The sequence below is a fragment of the Paenibacillus sp. FSL K6-2524 genome (genome assembly GCF_038005525.1).
Classification (GTDB): Bacteria; Bacillota; Bacilli; order Paenibacillales; family Paenibacillaceae; genus Fontibacillus; species Fontibacillus anaericanus.
Genome location: NZ_JBBOSP010000001.1, coordinates 1,045,561 through 1,064,333 on the forward strand (window position 1 = coordinate 1,045,561; position 18,773 = coordinate 1,064,333).

The window sequence follows — 18,773 nt, forward strand, 5'->3', positions numbered from 1 at the left end:
GCTTTTTTGCATGAAAGGGGATAAAGAACATGTCCAAAGTAATCGCCCTCGCCAATCAGAAAGGTGGCGTAGGCAAAACGACAACAGCGGTCAACCTCGGCATTGGTTTGGCGGCGGACGGCAAGAAGGTTCTGCTGTTGGATGCAGATGCGCAAGGCAATCTGACGGACTCTCTTGGCTTTCACGAACCGGACAGTCTTTCTGTATCACTGGCTACGATGCTGGTGAAAAGCATGACAGAGGAACCGTATGAACCGAGGGAAGGTATTCTGCATCATCACGAAGGTATCGACCTGATGCCGGGAAACATCGAATTGTCGGCTGTTGAAGTAGCGCTCGTCAATACGATGAGCAGGGAAACGATTATGCGTTCGTACATCGACGCCGTAAAGGCAGATTACGATTATGTCCTGATCGACTGCATGCCCAGCTTGGGCATGATGACGATCAACGCATTGGCAGCGGCGGATAGCGTCATCATCCCGGTACAGGCGCACTATCTGCCCGCCAAAGGCATGACGCAGCTTTTGCAGACGGTTGCCCGCGTTCGGCGTCAAATTAATCCGAAGCTGGCTGTGGACGGTGTGCTGCTCACGATGGTAGACAACCGAACCAATTTCGCCAAAGATATTTCTTTCGTGTTGCGCCGGGATTACGGAGACAAGCTGCGTGTATTCACTACCGAAATCCCCCTGTCCATTCGCGCGGCTGAAACAAGCGCCAAGGGCAAAAGCATTTATGCTCACGATCCAAACGGGCATGTTGCCAAAGCCTACGCTTCTTTAACGAAGGAGGTGCAGGATATTGGCAGCGAAAGAAGATCGGCTCGCCAGCATAAAGCTGACCAAAGTCGATGATCTGTTCTCGACAGAGGAAAGCCGCACTGATTCGCGGCGTGAAAAGGTAATGGATATTCCATTGGCTGACATTAGCGATTTTCCCGGTCATCCCTTTAAGGTAAGAGCAGATGAAGCGATGCTAGAGATGGCAGATAGTGTTAAGCAGTACGGTGTCCTTGTTCCCGGTCTGGTTCGGCCAAAGGTTGGCGGTGGGTACGAAATGGTATCCGGCCATCGTCGCAAGAAGGCAAGCGAACTGGCTGGCATGGAGAAAATTCCTTGTCTCGTTCGCGAGTTGGATGACGATCAGGCGACTATTATCATGGTGGATAGTAATCTGCAACGGGAATATATCTCACCTAGTGAAAAGGCTTTTGCTTATAAATTGAAATTGGAAGCAATGAACAGGCAAGGGCAGCGTACTGATTTAACTCGTTCCCAAGTTGGGAACAAGTCTCCCGCAAAGAAGTCTAGCGAGATGCTGGCAGAGCAAATGGGGGAAAGTAAAAATCAAATATTTAGATACGTCCGGTTAACCGAACTCGCTCCCTCAATTCTCGAAATGGTGGACGAGAAACGTATTGCTTTTAATCCTGCCGTTGAATTATCTTACTTGGCCGAGAAAGAACAGCAAGCTCTGTTCGACACCATGCAAGCCGAGGATTGCACCCCTTCGCAGGCGCAGGCGCAGCGTATGAAAAAGCTGAGTCAGGATGGACGGCTTAACGTAGATGTCATCTTTTCGATTCTTACGGAGGAAAAGCCGAATCAGAAAGAAAAAATGAGCATTCAGCGGGAGCGGATCGACCGCTTTTTTCCACGAGATTTTTCCGAAAAGCAAAAAGAAGACCTGATCGTGCAATTACTGGAAGGCTGGTATAAAAAGCGACAGCGGGAGCACGAACGGTAATTCGACCGATGCTGTCCCTGTTCATGCGCCCTCTCCCCTGACGGAGAGCTTTTTTTATGCCCATTTTCGGGGAGGAGATAATCAATGGATTTTACGAAAGGAAAACGGCGTCAGTACGAACGCCTGATGAAAGAAAAGCCGGGTTTTGCGCGTAGCAGGCCATCCGAGGAGGAAGAACAACGGCTTCGCAGGCAGGCCCGAGAAGCCGAATGCGAACAAAAGAAGCGTGACTACAAAACGAATCGGGAGGGCTGAAGATGGAGCGGGAGAAACGCATGGCAGGCGACTATGAGGTTTATCAGGCGCTGCCCATTGGCAGGGTCGAGGTTATTTTAGGCATCGACATGGCGAATACCGAGAAGCCCTATCTGGTTTGCTACTGTTCGCAGAACAATTTGTTCGGTATCGATCAGTTTTATGGTGCAGAGGGATTTGCGGATTATATGGAAGCGATGCGGGAGTTTACCAAGCTATTGCATTGGGAGATCGAGAAACTCCAGACCGAGCGATCTGCGATCACAGAGCCGATGCCCCCCATTCAACCGGTTCAATGCCTGCCCATCAGAAGCGAGGATGATCTTAGTGGCAGAATTGTTGTGATCCGTCAGGAATGGCTGCGGCCGGAGTTTCGCACATCAGACAACCAACTTGTTTGGGTAACGGGAGGGTTTGGAGTCTCGGGGAATTCGCGTGGACGAGCGGTCTATGCGGAAACGCTTTATTCCGGTGACGAATACCGCTATAACCGGGAAGATCTGATGGGTTTTCTGAAGCCGGAGCATACGCCCACATGGGCAGCCGAGAAGCTGGCACAACGACAAGCGGAGAAAGCCCCATTAAAGCCGCGCCCACGCGGCGAAGCGCGTTAAGAGAAGCACAGACTTTTTTCAATAAATGAAAGGAGATCACGAACAATGTCATGGACGTATCGACACCGTAAGGTGCTGGTCATGGGAACCATCGCGGTCAGCTTAGCGTTGCTGATTGCAGCAGCCCTATATATGCTGATGCAGCACACCGACCAGCAGCAAAAGCAGCAACAGATGAAAGAGGAGTATGAGCGGCAGATTCAGCAGTTGAAAAATGAGGAACAGCAAAACAGCCGAAATGTTTGGATGACTGCAAAAACGATACCGGCAGGTGTTGCGATCAAAGCGGATGACCTCAAGTCCGTTCCGATACCGGTCAGTTTGGCTCCGCCGGGTGTCATCACCGACCGGGAAAGCATTATCGGCAAAAACGCCAAGATCGAGCTTGCGTCGGGAACGCCGCTGCTATCCTCTCTGTTGTATGAGGGACAGTCCATTCCGAAGGATTTGCGTTTACAGGAGTTTCAGGTCATTCAGCTTCCCTCTAACCTCAAGCCTAACCAATTTATAGACGTTCGCATCGGCTTTCCAACCGGCGAGGACTTTGTTCTCTTATCTAAAAAGAAGGTACAGGAGTTGACTGGTACGGTCGTGTGGTTGGAACTGAATGAGATGGACATCCTCCAAACGTCCAGCGCCATTATTGATGCTTATTTGCAAGGAGCGCGGCTGTATGCTCTCCCATATATCGAGCCGGGCCTCCAGGACGCTGCTGTGGTCAACTATCCGGCCAATCAGAAGGTATTGGACCTGATGGCGGTCGATCCCAATCTGCTCGAAACCGCAAAATTCGAACTTGCCCGCACACTGCGTCAAACGCTGGATGGTAATTTGAAGGCTGTCAGTGAATCGGACAAGCTCCGTGTCACTAGCGGTAGCGTAACCGTGCAGCAGCAGTTGCAAAACGAACGGACGACGATGCGGCAGGGCAATGCCATGAGCGAAGCGCAGCCAGCCAACACACCGCAGTTAGGAGAATCAGCAATTTCGACGAATAGCTCGCAGTCTGCAACGAATGACTCCGGGACAAATTCTTCGTCATCAGAAACAAGTCAGCAGCCATCTTCTCCTGCGGGTTCCACTTCGCTGCCTTCGGGTACGCCTCCGGCGACCGAGGCTCCCCCCGCAAACGGGGATCAGTGGGAGAACATCTTCAATCAATGAGGAGTGCGGATATGAAAAAAATCATTTTTATCGGCGTAGCAGACAAAACGCATGCCTTATTGGTGCTGGGCCGTTTGCTAGTGGCGCTGGGGAATAAAGTGCTGGTGGTAGATTCCACAGTCACGCAGTCAATTCGGGGTTATCTGCCACATGCTTATGCCAACAGCGCCATACAGGAATTTGAAGGCATGGATGTGGCCTACGGCTATCTTACGCCCGAGCAGCTTGAACGAGGATTGGCACAGGCGGAGACGACGCCGACATACGACATCATGCTGTTGGACACGGACCATACAGAATTTGTTTTCCGTCATAACCTGTCCCAGTTTGACAAACGGGTGTGGTGCTGGGATGGCAAGCGGTTATCGCTGGGAAAAAACGAGGAGCTGATGCTCCGTCTCGGCCTGCAAAACACGGAATCGCCCGTCTCGTTTTTTGAGTTGCTCTCTCCTGCCATACCGGGAAAGTTGGCAGCGTGGCGAGCCGAAATGCGGCTTCGGCACATCCAATTGGAGGAAACCGTGTTTCGTTTTCCTTTGGATGAGCGCGATACTGCCGTCGATCTGGATAATCAGCACCATGGCCGCATCGACCTTCGAGGGTTGACGGGGGCGTTTCGAGAGATGCTGCTGACGATGCTTGAGCAGCTCACCGGTTGCGACCGCAAGGCCGCGCGGCGGGCATGGTCAATCACTCGGAAGAAAGTGCGAGTGTGGTAGAAAGGAGAACGCAAATGGGAATTACCGTTGTATTTTGGAGTCCTGTATCCGGTCAGGCCGGGACTACGACCAATCTGATTGCTGCGGCGACATGCATGGGCTTGGAGTATTCGGCGCAACTGCTGATGCTCGGGCATTTGCAAAGCGGCTATGCGGCTGTCGAACGCGCCTATTATCGACCTGCCGAAAGAGAGGGTAGGCATACCCCGGATGCGGGAGTTGATGCGCTCATGCGTCTGCTGAAAAACCGCAAGCTGGAGCCTGTCATGCTCAGGGACTATGCCCTTCCTTTGCTGCGGGATCGTCTGGACATTTTACCCGGCTCCATCAAGCAGGAGGACGTGTTTATCGAAACGGCTAAGGAATGGCTCACATCGCTGCTGGCTGTTGCCCGTCGCGCTTACGATGTGGTGCTGTTGGATGGCGGGAGCGGCAGCGGGGCGGCTTGGAACGAATTACTGCGGCAGCAAGCTGACGTGTGGGTGGTCTGCCTGCCGCAAAACCGTCTGCTGTTAGAGCGATTTTTTCAATCGGCAGAGGCAGCAATGCTGCAGAGTCGAAGAACGTTGTTCGTGTTCGGACAATACGACCCTTATTCGACGCTTACCGTTAAAAATCTCATGCGCCAATTCCGCATTGGAAAGTCTGTTTACCCTGTTGTGCATCATACAGGTTGGATGGATGCGGTACAGCACGGCGAAGCGACCCCCTTTTGGTTTCGCAACCGGAGGATCGCAAGCAGTCATGAAAATCATCTTTTTGTGCAGCAGGTGCGCCGATTGGCGCAGGCTGTGATCGACAGCGCAGGCGCAGATCCGCTTCTTTTCGGCGGAAAGGAGGGCGAAGCGCCATGACGTCGATGCTCAATGCTTTCATCCTGATCGCCATCTTGTTGCTTGCGATCTTCTTCTTATATTTGCGTCTGAGCCGACGATTGCCGGAACGTAAAGACGACACAGCGGTATATACGCTGGAAGCAATGACAACTTTCGTGAAAACGGCGCTTCATGAGCTAACCAGCAGCAACCTGGCTGACTTTGGACTGTCGGAGGAAGAATACCGCCGCCGAAAAAGCAAACGGGCGGAGCTGAAAAAGGCGCTGCGGGGCTGCACCTCCGGGGACTTGCGGGACAAGGCATACGTCAAGGAGATCATTGCCGACCTGCTCACGCAGCGCTATGAACTGGATGACGCGCATTTGAATCTCCTGCTGCCTTTTCATCAGCCGGAATCCCTCTCCGCGCAAGACCAGTTTGACATTTTGCTTCACTCTTATAAAAGGGAAGCTGGACTTCATGCGCTCGACCGGCTCATTCAAACCTATGAGTGGGATCAGCAAAGACTTAGCGAGGAAGGCCAGCTTGAAACGTACCGGATTACGGCGGAGGATATTCGTATCGTCTATGCCCGTGAAGCGCCGCGTTTGACGACGGACGATAAGCTCCAGCTTGTCGTCCAACGGATTTATCAGTATTACAAAGGTTTTGGCGTTGTGGATGAGCTGCGTGACATGCGTGTGGACGGCGTATCCGGGGGCGTATCCGGTCTGCCGCCGCTCATGTGGGAGGGCGAGTGGTCGCTGGAGGAGAATGCCCAGCTTCAATCGTTACCCCGATCACACGACAGCGTATGGCTGTTTTACAAGGGAAAGTCCATCCACCTGAGCTTCTCGTCCTTCGGTTCCGAGCAAGAACTGCGGCGTGTTTGCCAGATCATCTACAAGCACAATTTTCCCGGCCAGTTGTCAGAAGCAAACGGGTTTAAGGTCAATGAAATGGCAGACGGCTCCCGCGTTGTCGTGCTGCGCCCTCGGTTCAGTGAATCGTGGGCTTTTTTTGTGCGCAAATTCGATGTGCAAAACGCCACGCTGGAGCAGTTGATTCAGGATGAAGGAGCCGAGCTGCCGATTGGCCTCATTCATTACTTGGTATCGGGGGCACGGATCACCGCGATTACCGGCGCACAGGGTAGCGGCAAAACAACGCTGCTTATGGCGATGGTACGCCATATTCCAGAAGTGCTGCCCATCCGGGTACAGGAAATGAGCTTTGAGCTTCAACTACGCAAAATCTACCCGGAACGCAACATCGTCAGCCTGCGTGAAACCGAGACGATCTCCGGTCAGCAAGGACTGGACATCCAGAAGAAAACCGATGGCTCGGTCAATATCTTGGGCGAGGTGGCGACCGATCCGGTTGCCGCATGGATGGTTCAGATGGCACAGGTGGCATCACTGTTCACCTTATTCACGCATCATGCCAAAACATTCCGCGACCTTGTGCTGTCCCTACGCAATTCCTTATTGAAAACAAAGGTATTTACGAACGAGCGCGTGGCAGAGCAGCAAGTCGTCAGCGTCGTCAATTTCGATATTCACCTTCGCCGCGACCTAGACGGACGGCGCTACATTGAGCGCATCACCGAATGCGTCCCAGTTCCGCAAGAGACGGCGTATCCCGAAGCCTTTCGCGGGAAAATGACAAAGGACGAGCGAATGGCAGCCTTTATGGAAACGGCGCTCGAATTTTTCAGGCGTTCGACAGATCGCCCGCTGTACACGGCCCGAAATCTCATCGAATACCGTGACGGCCGTTACGTTGCCGTTCATCCCCTGTCCGAGCCAAGTCGCCGCGAAATTGCGGAATACCTGAGCGGCCCCGATCAGGCCGTCTTCTATGCGTTTCTGGCATCCTATTGGGGGGATGAAACATGATGCGGGAATGGCTTTCTCCTCTGCTCGGTATTGCGACCGTGCTCTTTCTTGCCGCTGTTGCAGCGTTTCTCTGGCTGTCCCGTCGTGATTCGGAGGTGGCGGCAGTCCGACGCTACGAAGCGCTGCGCAAGCCGGGACAAGCCCCTCGCAAGCAGGCGGTTTATAGCTTCATGCAGCAGATATACAGCGTTTGCGAACAAGTTCCCGTTTTACGTGTGTACTTGCAGCATCTTCGCAGGCGGCTAGTTATCCTGCGGCTCGGAGACGAATGGAAGCTGCGGCTGGAAACGATGAAATCGGTGCTGCTGATGTGGCTTGTCCTGCTGCTTGCCGCTGTTCCACTTGTCTTGGCAGTGCGCGATCCCTTCACGCTGGCGATGCTCGGCATTGGTCTTTGGGTCGGCCACGGCATCCTTTCGGATATGGGTGTCCATCGGCTCGAAATGCGATTACTACGCCAACTTCGTCTTTTCCTTAGCGATGTGCGCCATCACTATCATCGTCACGGGATGGTGGAGGAAGCCATTTACGAGTCGGCGGACAGCGCGCCGTATGAAATGGCGCTGCATGGGCAGGAACTATATGACCTGCTGACGGACAGCGACGCCGAGGAAAAACTGGCACAATATGTGGAGCTTGCCCCGAATCGCTATTTGCAGGGCTTTGCCGGATTGTCCTATCTCATCAAGGAGCACGGCGACCAGCAAACCGAAACCGGCTCTGTCTACCTCAAGGGGCTGGAAAAGCTGTCCGTCGAATTGAATCTGGAGTTGCTGCGCCGCGAGCGTCTCAGTTTCTTATTACAGGGGCTGACCGTTATTGCGCTGCTGCCACTGCTGTTTACCCGCCCGATTGAAGCCTGGGCCAGCCACTATTTTCCGGCAATGGATAGCTTCTACGCCAGCGCTTTCGGTTGGGCCGTCAAACTCTGCCTGCTTGTCGTCGTGTGGCTATGCTACGCGTTGCTGCGCAACCTGTCGGAGTTGGATACGACCGCAAAACCCACCAGCCGAAAAAGATGGGAGAAACGGGCTTTTGGATGGCCGTGGATGCGCTGGCTGGCACATCGGCTGGGGCCGGTTCCCGGCTCGCGCGAGGCAGAACGAATGACCCGGCTACTCAAGGATACGGCTTCTCCCTTGCGTCTCGAATGGTTTTACGTGCAGCGGATTGTGACCGGGGTCGCAGCATTTTTGGCGGTGCTTGGCTTGTTCTTGTCATTGCATACAGCAGAGCGGCATCAGGTGCTGTATGCACCTGTGAAGCCGGGAACACTTTTCGGGCAGTTGTCCCCGCAGGAGGAAACGAAGGCGCGGGAAGCCGCCGCGCTGGATCGCAGGATGCTCGATCAATTAAAGGAGGTGAGGCCGCGAAGCGAAAATAGCGTCATCAACCTGCTGCGCAAGGACCCGGCTGCACAGATCAAGGAGGATCAGCTTCGAGCAACCGCGCGGCGCATTCTGGGCAAGCTGGAAAAGCTGAATCAACCTTATCTGGCGTGGTGGGAAGCGTTCCTAGCTTTAGCCGCAGGGTGGAGCGGGTACGCGCTGCCGGTTGGCATCCGTCTGTTCCAGCGGCGTATGCGGCAGATGGAGATGAAGCATGAGGTGGATCAGTTGCAAGCCGTCATTGCCATACTCGCCGGGATGGATCGGATGTCGGTTGAACAGCTTCTGCTATGGATGGAACAGTTTGCGCAGGTGTTTAGGGAACCGCTGCAAGCCTGCCTGCTTCACTTTGAGCAGGGCGAGGAGCATGCGCTTGCGCAGCTCAAGGAAGATGCACCGTTTCTGCCGTTTGTTCGGATCGTGGAGAAGCTGGAGATGGCATCACAGCATTTGACCATCCGACAGGCATTCGATGATCTCGAAGCGGAGCAGGCGTTTGCGCGGGAGCAACGCAAGCAGGAGTATGAGCAGTTAATTGAACAAAAGGCAGGCTGGGGCCGCTGGATTGGGTTTGCCCCCTTAATGACGCTGATATTCGGGTATCTGGTCATCCCGTTGGTCGTTGTCAGCCTGCAGCAGATGACCACCTACTACGATCAGCTTCAACGTATCCAGTAGTCGGTACGAACGCTTTCCCTTACTAACGGGAAGGCGTTTCTTATTCCCCATTTCAAAGGAGAGAATCGAATATGTCCAATGCCCAAAAAGCGCTGGTCATGGCGGCAGGTATCTTCCTCGCCATAGCGCTCATTACCCTCGCAGTCGTGCTGTTTATTTCCGCTCAGGATTCGACCAAGGCGGCGCAAAGCAATTTCAGCAACATTCAGACAGAGCTTTCGCAAACTGCGTTCACGGTGTACGACAATACGACACTTTCGGGCAGCCAGGTGGTCAACGCGCTGCGCAAGTTCCGCGATCAGGATCAATTCGGAATTCAAATCGTAACCGGCAAAAATCCGACGGGCCAATGGTACGGCAAGATCATTAATACCGGAGTTCCGCTGGATAGCGTCACCTATGGGATGGTGGAAGGAGCCGCCCCCGGCCAGATCAGCCAGACTGTAGACGAGGCGGACATCAACTACGTGAATCCGAGCGGTAAATTTCGCGCTCATCTGGTGCTGGACAGCAGCAACGTCATTCGCGGGATCGTATTCCAGCAGCAATAAGGCGGAATGAGGCAAACGAAAGCGTCCGGGTTTAAGCCGGACGCTTTCGTCATGAAGGAGGTGTAATGCATGGACCATGCGCCAAGAACGATGCTGGAGATGAGCGCAGCCTTGCTCGTTTTCCTCATGGCTGCAAGCAGCGGTCTGATATTGTTTCAGAACGGCGCTTCTCTAAATAGGCTTGCTTATGTGAACGGGCAAGCGCAGGATCGTAGCTTGCACCAGACCTATACGCCGATCTCAGGCGACGGTTCGGTATCCGGTGCAGAAGTGTTGCAGGCCATCGCTCGCTTGGATGAAGGAGATGCAGAAGTGGTGGTAGACGGCGTTCGGTTTGCGCCGCCATTGGAACGGGAGCAGCTTTCGTCGGCAGGAATACGTCTCACGGGGCGTTATCATCCCGCCTATGAACGGGACGCTTCCGGTCACTTGCAGCGCCTGCTACTCAGGAGCCTGCCATGAACAGTTTGATCAAAATTTTCGCCGTACTGATCTCTGTGTTGCTGCTCTATCTCTACCCGCTCTCTGCTGCCTTTGACCAGCAGGACGATATTTCGGAGCTGGTCGCCTTGCGCGCGACGACGGCCTTCGTCGATGCGGTTCGGGATAAAGGCGGAATCACGCCAACGATGTACAACGATTTCGTGACCGCACTTGCTGCGACCGGCAACACCTTTGATGTTCAGATGGAGCATGACAGCAAGAAGTACGTGCCGGTTTACGACGATCCGACACGGCCCGAAACCTTTAAGGACAGCTACGAAGTACAGTATGATGCGTTTTTCAATGCGCAGATCCTGCCGGTGCTGTTCCCCGATAACCGGGCAGCAAAGGATGACCCGAGCCGCCGTTACAGGATGCGGGCAGGCGACAGCTTCTCGGTGATTGTGCGCAATACAAACCGGACGTCAGGTACGTTGTTCTTCGATTTTCTGAACAATACCATCAGCCCGAATGAAAAAATCGTGATTCCGTATGGCGGGGTGGTGCGCAATGAAATGGATTGAGTGGGCCATCGTCGGCGCGTTGATCTTTCTACCCTTCGCGACGGTCAATCGATACGAGACGGATACGCTACGGAGGACGATGCTGACGGAGCTGCAATATGACGCTGCGCTGGATGCGGCGGTAGACGATGCAGCGAGCATGCTCGTTGTAAACGCGAGCCAGCAGCAGGAAGCGCAATACGGCTCGGCCAAACGCGTCGCGCTGAACAAGGAAGAAGCGATAGCGGCCTTCTACCGGACGCTGGACGCGGGTTTCGGTGTTATTGATGATCCGGTGACGCAGGGTGTTTTGCATCGTTACATTCCGGCTATCGTGATCGTCGGATACGACGGCTTTTACGTCTATTCCGAGCAAGAATGGACGGGGACTGACGGAAAAACCGTCATGAAATCGGCCTGGGGAACGAAGAAGCCATATGCGTATGCCGATTCAGCAGGTAACAGCCTGTCCTTTACGCTCGACCAGCAGGTGCTGGCCTACGATGAAGCCAACCGAAGCTGGCATGAAGGCTTGCGGCAGGACATCTGGCAGCAGACAACGATTCCGCTTTTGCAGGATGCTGCGCTGTTCGAGCAGGTACGACGAAGCACGATTGTCCGGGCCATACAGGACGAGCTGGCATACCAGATCATCCGATATAACGAAACCGTCTCTCGAAGCGGCCAGTCCTACACGTTTACCTTGCCGTTGATCTCCGATGAGGACTGGAACAATACGGTGGATGATGTGAGCGTTTTGGCTTTTGTACAAGGTATCCCGATGGGTGCGAAGGTGTACAACAGCTATGCGCTTGGCGGGAGCCGCATCGTGAAGCGTCCAACGATCATTGGGGCCAAGAAAGGTAGTATGAAGGTGTATTACCGCAGTTCCTGCGGTTACACCTATCCGGCCGAAGAGACGTTTGCCAGCGAGCAAGCAGCCGCGCGCAAGGGATATATGCCCCTCTATTGTCCCGGCTAGGCTTTCTAGCCGGGACATATGCTTGTACGCTCAGGTGGACGATGGCAAGCGGAATATAAGCAAAGGAGTTCATCAAACATGTGGTTTCGACTGCTGCTGGCGGCAATCGTTTTTTGGATTGCTGCCGGATTTACAAACCCTATGGATGGGCAGCAACTGGTCATCAGCGGGAATACCGACCTGATCAATCCGGAGCTTAGCGCTTATGTCGAGGAGATTTTTCCCGGCGAAAAACGCGAGTACACGGTTCATGTCACGAACCCCACTGATGAGGAAATAACAGCGTTCCTCTATGTGGCAGATGCCATGCCCGCGCTGGGCGGCGGTAAGGAATTTGATTTCACCTTGCCGGGTGACCCCGATATCGGCTCGGCTGCGTGGTACACAACGCCGGATCGCGGTATTACCCTTAAGGCTGGCGAGACGCAAAGCTTTACAATGAAAATGCAGATCCCCGAAAGTGTGAAGCCTGGCCAGTACGTGTCCGTCATCGGCGTCTACGACGATCATAAAAGCACGAGGGAGTCGGCAGAGCACAAAATCGGATTACAGGTCATACTTAACTACAAGTTGGACGAAGCGAAGCCTCCTGAGGCTGTCCCGCACGCAGCCGTGTACACGCTAGACAACGGAAAAGCGAGCTTGATGATTTTGCTGGTCAATGAAGGCGGAAGCTTGTCCGAACCGGAGATCGTGGTGCGAGTCAAACGGCAGGACGATGCCAGCGAGCTTTTGTTTGAACGGGATTCAACTGTTGACTCCATCTACGCAGGCACAGTCGCACAGTACAGGGCCGAGCTGAGCAGACAGCTATCTCCCGGTTCTTACATGGCGGAGGTCAAGACCACGCTGGACAGCAGTGTGGAACAGAAGGAATTGCCTTTTGAGGTATCCAGGGAGGACGGTCAAAGCCATTGGGCGACTACGCCATCGGATACCGTGATTCAGATGGCCGAGACTGGCGCCCCGCTTCATGAAGGTTCTTTAGGTTTGCGCCCATCTTACGTCTACGGGGGCTTGCTGCTGATTCTTGTCATCATCTTTGTTGTTCGGAGAAGAAGGGCTGTGTGTAAGAAGTAACGAACAGCCCCTATATCCTGCGGAGGACAGGGACCGTCTTTTTGCAAGGACCTGCCGGATAGTGGACAGACAACAGAATCGGCACTATGATGTAGGCAACAGCAAGTTTTTCCAGCCCTACACATTTTCTTTAGGGAGTGAGGCAATTGAAAAGAAGGTTAGTATCCTTGCTCATTGTGATACTTTTCGGAAGTATATTCAGTTTGACGGCAAGCGCGGCCAGTAAACCGCCAACCTTTGTCAGCGTCGTCATGGATGGAAAAAAAATCTGGTTTCCTGATGCACAGTCGGTTATTGATGAGAACGGGCGAACGCTCGTCCCGGTGCGCTTTGTCGCCGAATCTCTCGGAGCCAAAGTCGGCTGGGAATCGGAAACGCAGACCGTTCCGATTACGAGAGACGATCAAGCAATCGTTCTGACAATTAACCAAAACGTTGTGCAGGTAGATGGAAAAGCGGTCACTTTGGATACGAAAGCCATCTTGAGCGGCGGTCGGACGTTTGTGCCGCTCCGTTTCGTCAGCGAGGTGTTAGGTGCGAAGGTGGATTGGGACAATCTGACAGATACCGTGTTTATCAAGACTAGCGAAGATAGCGCGGCGCAGACCGACCAATGGGGGCGTTTGATTCGCATGACCGACTTGCCGAAGAACGCGAGCGATTATCCATACATTCTTGCGGACGTTCCGAACGAAATGTACGAGATGGGCTATCCATTTTCGCATCCAACAGACAGCAAAGCTGCATCCGTCCTCTTCTCGACGAAGCCGGAATTCAACAAGAAGAACGTGGATATTTGGATGGGAAGACTGAAAACATTCGGTGCGCTTTGGCTGAACGTGGATTTTAACACGATTGATGATGTGTGGGTGCAGGCGGTGTTTGCAACTAAAGTGCAAAGCTCCAATGCCGAACTGAAATATATTCGCCGCTACGTAGAATGGGTCAAAGAGAACCATGTCCAAATTGAAGGCTATCTTGATCCTGAGCCATCCATGATTTATAAAGATGGGTTTGGAAATAACTTTGTGCGATCCAAGTTCAGGGTTAAGTTCGTCTCGTTCAAAGAAAGCAATAATTTGCTCTACGATGAATGGTTCCCGAAGAAACAAACGTTTGAGAAAGGTGTTTGGTATGAAGGCTACGCCGATATTTCACTATCCACTAATGTAGGTGGTGATTGGGGGAGTACGTTGAAGGTCGATCCGAATGCAAGTTTGTTCCGCAATCATATCATTAGAAAGGCGGACTCGAATTAGATGCGGAAACCTAAATTCATACGAATCGCGTTGAGTATGCTGCTGGCATGCTCTTTTTTATTGTCATGCTTTCCGTTTCTTACGAATGCCGCGACACCGGCAGTTCGAGTAGATGAAGGTAAGATTAAATTTGAAATCACTAGCACGGCTGCAACGTCGGCCATTCGCTACAGAACAGTAGGTTGGACGGTGCGTCGTGACCAACTCTGCACGAATACATCATCCAAACAGTGCGGTGATCCACGTAACGGCAGCCATGCATCCTTTGTCAATCAACAGGTGCGTCAAGTTGCACAAAATCCGAACCCCCCAATTCCTGGAGAACCACTCACGACCTATTACGAAGTCAGTGAAGATTTAGTAACTGACGGCATGTGGCAGGCGGGCATGGGCGATATCAAGGACAACGACGACCTGTATTTGTACGCGATCATGGTATCCGTCGATGGCAACGGAAATGTGCGCAAAGGCCCATTTTACACGCTAAACGAAATTAAAAACGCTGAACCCTGGGCGCACCCGGATGATCTCGATGATTACTTCGGGATTCACGTCCCCTATCGCAGCGCTAATTTTCCAGTCGATATTGTTGCGAAAACGGTAAGCGGAAAGGTCATTCAGCAGCCGGATGTCACCTTCCATAAGGGCGACTACAAAGTCGGCGAAACAATCAACCACGAGTTTTCTGCGACCATTGAGGAGAATGGGAAAACGTACAGCATCGTCCGTTCCTACTTATCGCCAAAGAAGGACTTATCGCAAAAAAACTGGTTGCAGGAAAGCCCTGAGACGAACCCGAAGGTGCGAACGCGAAGCTTTACGGTAGCGCTCGGCGGAACGGACGCCATCGCCGAATACGCTGAAAATAACCCGGTAAAAGCGATCTATCAGAAGGAGGATGGTACGAAGCTCAAGGAAGTCGATAAAGGCATCTACGAGACTGGAGATGAGGCGAATCATACTTTCGAACAACAACTTACTTCGGGAGGCCAGACGTATGAAATCATTCGGTCCTATATAACAAACAATAATAAGCCTGATGAGAAGCTGTTCATTCAGGAAAAAGGAGACGCGAAGCTGCGGGAACGCTCCATCCTGGTCGGCTCTGGTGGCTCTAACTTCGTCGGCATCTATAAAATCCCCTCCCCGATCACGGTGACATCCCGTATCGACGCGCCAGACAACGTCGATGCTTCGATTACGACAGTGAATGGGGATTTTATATTTGAGGCAATGTCGTCAACGCCGCTCAAGTCGTATGAGATCACCAAAATAGAGAACGCGACGTTCGTTACGCCGAGCGATAAGTCCGGCTCGCTCAGTGGATTGACGGCAAGTAAAACACTACCGATCAAAATCCCGTTCAACTCTGGCTCTAGTGTAACCGTCAAAATCACCGTCGTCGTGAAAGATGCTAATGGTAACAGCGGAGATTCCACGTCGGATCACACCGTTCGCAAGGGCGACAGTGGCGACGGCGATACCTCGTTACCCGGCGCGAGCCAGCAAGCCGAAGCGATGGACGCAGGCGCTTCCGCCATCATCAAAGCAGATACGCGCGGCACGGAACGATTTGATGTACTACAAGGCATTCCAACTTCTGAGAGCCTATACGCAAATGTGTTAGCCAAATCGTACTTGTACCGCCATGCATTCACGGAAACGAAGGGTACAAAGCAATACCCCATTCGGGTGAGCAAAACGTATACCCTCACGTGGACGGAGACACAGGCCGGCCCACCGGATGACAAAGGCAACTCGACTACGATCTATGTTCCGCGTTCCGCGACGCAGACGGTCTCGAAGGATTACACGATTGAACGCAAGTACAGCTTCTGGACGATTCAAAACCTCGAAGTGTACGGTCTGCAAAAGGCGATGGTCGCCAATTACGCGTTGCCTTCTGGAACGGTAACGCTCCAGCCGAGCGGCTATTCGCCTCCAACGGTATCCGCTGCGCACGATGCAACGCTTAGCGCACATGTGACCGACCCGGTTTATTCGAATGTGACGCTTTCCGGTCAGACAATATCCGGCGGTTCCAGCCGTCCTTCCATTCCGAACGAGGATTGGAGGTCCAATGCGGAAAACGCCATCGGCAAAATCAAGGTGAAAAACGATTCGCTCGTGTTTAACGGCAGTACGGTGATGGACAATCGGACAGTCGAGGAAACGGCTCCAGCGCCCGGAATGATTCCGGCTCCTAGCGTGATCGGTCAGAATGTACTGTACGGCTCGGTATATGTCATTGACGCTGGGAAAACGAATAAAGCCAGTCAACCCAGCACAGGTACAATCTATTACGCACTCATTAAAGGTATTGGCGGCGGTGACAACAAGAGCTACCCGATCAATGGCATCAACCCGGTGACGGTGCATACGCCCGTTGTCAATCAGGCATCCGTATCCGACGATCAGGCGCATAACCAGAAGACAACGCCGACAGCCGGACGAGCCGCGCTTATTTTGGATAGACCGTTCACTGTTACCATTCCAACCAGCGGCGCACACAAGGACATCAAGGGCTACGGCAACCGGGACTATGCCAAATATGTGCGCGACAAGCAGGTGAGGTTCCCGTTCGATGTATACAAGGCCGACCACGCAACCTTAGTTCCGAAGGACACTTGGACTTCGATTCCTGTCGGCCAGCTAACGACTACTTTTTACATGCCCGTTTGGGTGGATGAGGGAAACTATGATGTGCTATTCCGCACGTTTGCTGAAAACAGTCCGGCTTCATTCACATCACAAAGCAATGCCAATCTGGACTTGACCCATCATGTGGCGACACAAGTTGTGGCGGTCGAGGTTATAGGCCGTCTGTTCGACTTCCGTATTACCGATATTGCCGACTACCAGTGGGAAACGGTATTCAGAACGGCGACAGGCAGCGCGACGCCGACCGGAAATAGCTATTGGGTTGGCACAAAAGGGATCGACGGTGCGGCGCGCGGCAATACGGCCCCTTACGTGCTGCCAATCCGGCCGGGCAGTCACCCGGAGAGTGGGAAGAAGAACGTCGCTGTCAAAACGGGCTATCACTTCAAATTTGAAGTCAAATCGAACGGGAATATGTTCGGCGCGGGCGATGGTATTAAGATTACGCCTACCTATTATTTCGTAGACAAGAAGGGCCAGGACCGGCAACAGGTGGACTTGTACTATCATTCGGGAAACAAGCGTTTTATTCGGATCGGCTCTGCGGAGGATACCGAGCAGCGGCTTGTGACGCTGGATACCCGACTGCGCAATGTGTCGCAGCAAGAGCTAACGAATACGGCCAGGTCGCAGTGGGGTCTGAATGGTTCGTCTGGCAGTCAGGCGTCGTATGTACAGCAGGCTTTGAAGGACGCAGCGCAAAAGCGTATTTATGTGGGTGGCTACGACGGCATGCTGCTGCCTCCGCAGCTTCGGACGTTTATCGGCAGCATGCAGGTGCCGTCCGGCATGGATACTGCGCGGGCCAATGCCTCGGTGCAGCGCTGGTTTGGCGAGTATAGCCTTCCCGCTGCTCCCTATGCAGTACCAGTAGGCATGAATCTGGCCGAGTATGGACGCACCCACCGGCTGGACGACAATGCGCCGATTTTCCTGCGTGACGGCTATATCGTGGTCAATCTCAACATCGAAACCATTCGCAATAAGGACATCGGCCACCCGCATTTGCAGTACAAAAATGCACCGCTTAATAATCAATGGCAGATGGAGGGTTATCAACGCAGCTTCGTCGATCCTTATGGGGCATCGTTCTCGCTATTGGATGGTGATGTTGTGTTTTACCATGCCGATTTGTCCAGCTACGATGATTTCGGAACAGGAGGAACGCATTAAATTCACCAGCCGGGAGGAACGGATATGTTTGAGAAGCTACAAAGCGCCGCACCCGAGGATGCGGCCTATTTTTATTCTGGTTCTGCCGATGCGAATATGGAACGCTGCTGTATCGGCCATCTGCGCGGCGATTTCGGGCGCTCAGGCGAGGAGTTTTGGATGACCTGGTTTACCCGTCGGTCCACTTTGCAAACTCCGGATTTTGAAGCGGAACTTGGAAAAGTGATGCAAGCCATTGGGGATCAAGGTGTACTCAAGAGCCGCAGAGAGATGCTCAGATTTTGCAGTCAGCACCCGGAGGCGCGTATTCAAGGCGGATGGAGTAAGGATGTGTATGGTTTCTGCATGCAAACACAGGAACATCGTTACTATTTGCGCTGCTTTCCCTTTGCCGGAGATTATAACTTTTACGTGTATTGTTATGCCCGTCCCGAGCGCCTGGCCGAGCAGCATCGGCAGTATTCATCAACGCCCACAGCGCCTAAGAAGAAGCCGGGGCCGGAACGATAGGAGGAGGCACTTCTATGAATGATCTCACCCGTTATCGGCTGCTGGCCAGTGTAATGGTTCCGCCTACGGCGAAGCTGTTGTACTGTTATTTGCTGGATCGTGCAGGCGGACGAAACGGCACTGTATTGCTATCGTCCAGACGGCTTGCGGCAGAGGTGGGGTTTTCCTCTTCTGCCGTTCGTCGCAATCTGCATCGGCTTCAGCAAAATGGACTTATCCGGCTCTCGCCCCGATATTCCGAGGAAGGCATTCGGCTGACGAACCAAATTACCTTCATATGAGGAGGTGTGA

At 53.2% G+C, this 18,773-nt stretch carries 18 protein-coding genes; all 18 read left to right on the top strand.

Annotation, left to right across the window (positions count from 1 at the left end; genetic code table 11):
- Positions 1-29: 29 nt before the first annotated feature.
- Positions 30-857 (top strand): ParA family protein, encoded by an 828-nt coding sequence (locus NST85_RS04545; RefSeq protein ID WP_341188661.1) that lies wholly within the window; start codon positions 30-32, stop codon positions 855-857.
- Complete coding sequence (locus NST85_RS04550; RefSeq protein WP_341188662.1) at positions 805-1,749, top strand: ParB/RepB/Spo0J family partition protein; 945 nt, start codon at positions 805-807, stop codon at positions 1,747-1,749. Before NST85_RS04545 ends, NST85_RS04550 begins: the two co-directional genes overlap by 53 nt.
- A gap of 84 nt (positions 1,750-1,833) precedes the next feature.
- Positions 1,834-2,004, top strand: a complete 171-nt coding sequence (locus NST85_RS04555) for a hypothetical protein (protein WP_341188663.1) — start codon at positions 1,834-1,836, stop codon at positions 2,002-2,004.
- A 2-nt stretch (positions 2,005-2,006) separates the two neighbouring features.
- Complete coding sequence (locus NST85_RS04560; RefSeq protein WP_341188664.1) at positions 2,007-2,618, top strand: hypothetical protein; 612 nt, start codon at positions 2,007-2,009, stop codon at positions 2,616-2,618.
- 45 nt (positions 2,619-2,663) lie between these two features.
- A complete protein-coding gene (locus NST85_RS04565; RefSeq protein WP_341188665.1) occupies positions 2,664-3,782 on the top strand; it encodes an SAF domain-containing protein in 1,119 nt (372 codons plus the stop codon).
- An 11-nt stretch (positions 3,783-3,793) separates the two neighbouring features.
- On the top strand, positions 3,794-4,501 hold the full coding sequence (locus NST85_RS04570; RefSeq protein WP_341188666.1) for a hypothetical protein: 708 nt from the start codon (positions 3,794-3,796) through the stop codon (positions 4,499-4,501).
- 14 nt (positions 4,502-4,515) lie between these two features.
- On the top strand, positions 4,516-5,355 hold the full coding sequence (locus tag NST85_RS04575) for a hypothetical protein (protein ID WP_341188667.1): 840 nt from the start codon (positions 4,516-4,518) through the stop codon (positions 5,353-5,355).
- Positions 5,352-7,214: a pilus assembly protein CpaF gene (locus NST85_RS04580; RefSeq protein WP_341188668.1), complete on the top strand. Its 1,863-nt coding sequence runs from the start codon at positions 5,352-5,354 to the stop codon at positions 7,212-7,214. The genes NST85_RS04575 and NST85_RS04580 overlap by 4 nt, the downstream gene beginning before the upstream one ends.
- Entirely contained in the window at positions 7,211-9,280 is a 2,070-nt protein-coding gene (locus tag NST85_RS04585) for a hypothetical protein (protein WP_341188669.1), read from the top strand. Before NST85_RS04580 ends, NST85_RS04585 begins: the two co-directional genes overlap by 4 nt.
- 71 nt (positions 9,281-9,351) lie before the next feature.
- Entirely contained in the window at positions 9,352-9,831 is a 480-nt protein-coding gene (locus tag NST85_RS04590; RefSeq protein ID WP_341188670.1) for an ABC transporter permease, read from the top strand.
- A gap of 69 nt (positions 9,832-9,900) precedes the next feature.
- Complete coding sequence (locus NST85_RS04595; RefSeq protein WP_341188671.1) at positions 9,901-10,293, top strand: hypothetical protein; 393 nt, start codon at positions 9,901-9,903, stop codon at positions 10,291-10,293.
- Entirely contained in the window at positions 10,290-10,838 is a 549-nt protein-coding gene (locus NST85_RS04600) for a hypothetical protein (RefSeq protein WP_341188672.1), read from the top strand. The genes NST85_RS04595 and NST85_RS04600 overlap by 4 nt, the downstream gene beginning before the upstream one ends.
- Positions 10,825-11,799, top strand: a complete 975-nt coding sequence (locus NST85_RS04605) for a hypothetical protein (RefSeq protein WP_341188673.1) — start codon at positions 10,825-10,827, stop codon at positions 11,797-11,799. The genes NST85_RS04600 and NST85_RS04605 overlap by 14 nt, the downstream gene beginning before the upstream one ends.
- Positions 11,800-11,877: 78 nt before the next feature.
- Entirely contained in the window at positions 11,878-12,879 is a 1,002-nt protein-coding gene (locus tag NST85_RS04610) for a hypothetical protein (RefSeq protein ID WP_341188674.1), read from the top strand.
- Positions 12,880-13,055: 176 nt separating this feature from the next.
- Positions 13,056-14,138 carry a copper amine oxidase N-terminal domain-containing protein gene (locus NST85_RS04615; RefSeq protein WP_341191067.1) on the top strand — a complete coding sequence of 361 codons (1,083 nt, stop codon included), beginning with the start codon at positions 13,056-13,058 and terminating at the stop codon, positions 14,136-14,138.
- The gene (locus tag NST85_RS04620; RefSeq protein WP_341188675.1) at positions 14,139-17,972 is read left to right on the top strand and encodes a DUF5704 domain-containing protein; all 3,834 of its coding nucleotides are present in this window, start codon (positions 14,139-14,141) and stop codon (positions 17,970-17,972) included.
- Positions 17,973-17,996: 24 nt separating this feature from the next.
- Positions 17,997-18,482 (top strand): hypothetical protein, encoded by a 486-nt coding sequence (locus NST85_RS04625; RefSeq protein WP_341188676.1) that lies wholly within the window; start codon positions 17,997-17,999, stop codon positions 18,480-18,482.
- Positions 18,483-18,535: 53 nt separating this feature from the next.
- Complete coding sequence (locus NST85_RS04630; protein WP_341188677.1) at positions 18,536-18,763, top strand: helix-turn-helix domain-containing protein; 228 nt, start codon at positions 18,536-18,538, stop codon at positions 18,761-18,763.
- Positions 18,764-18,773: the final 10 nt, after the last annotated feature.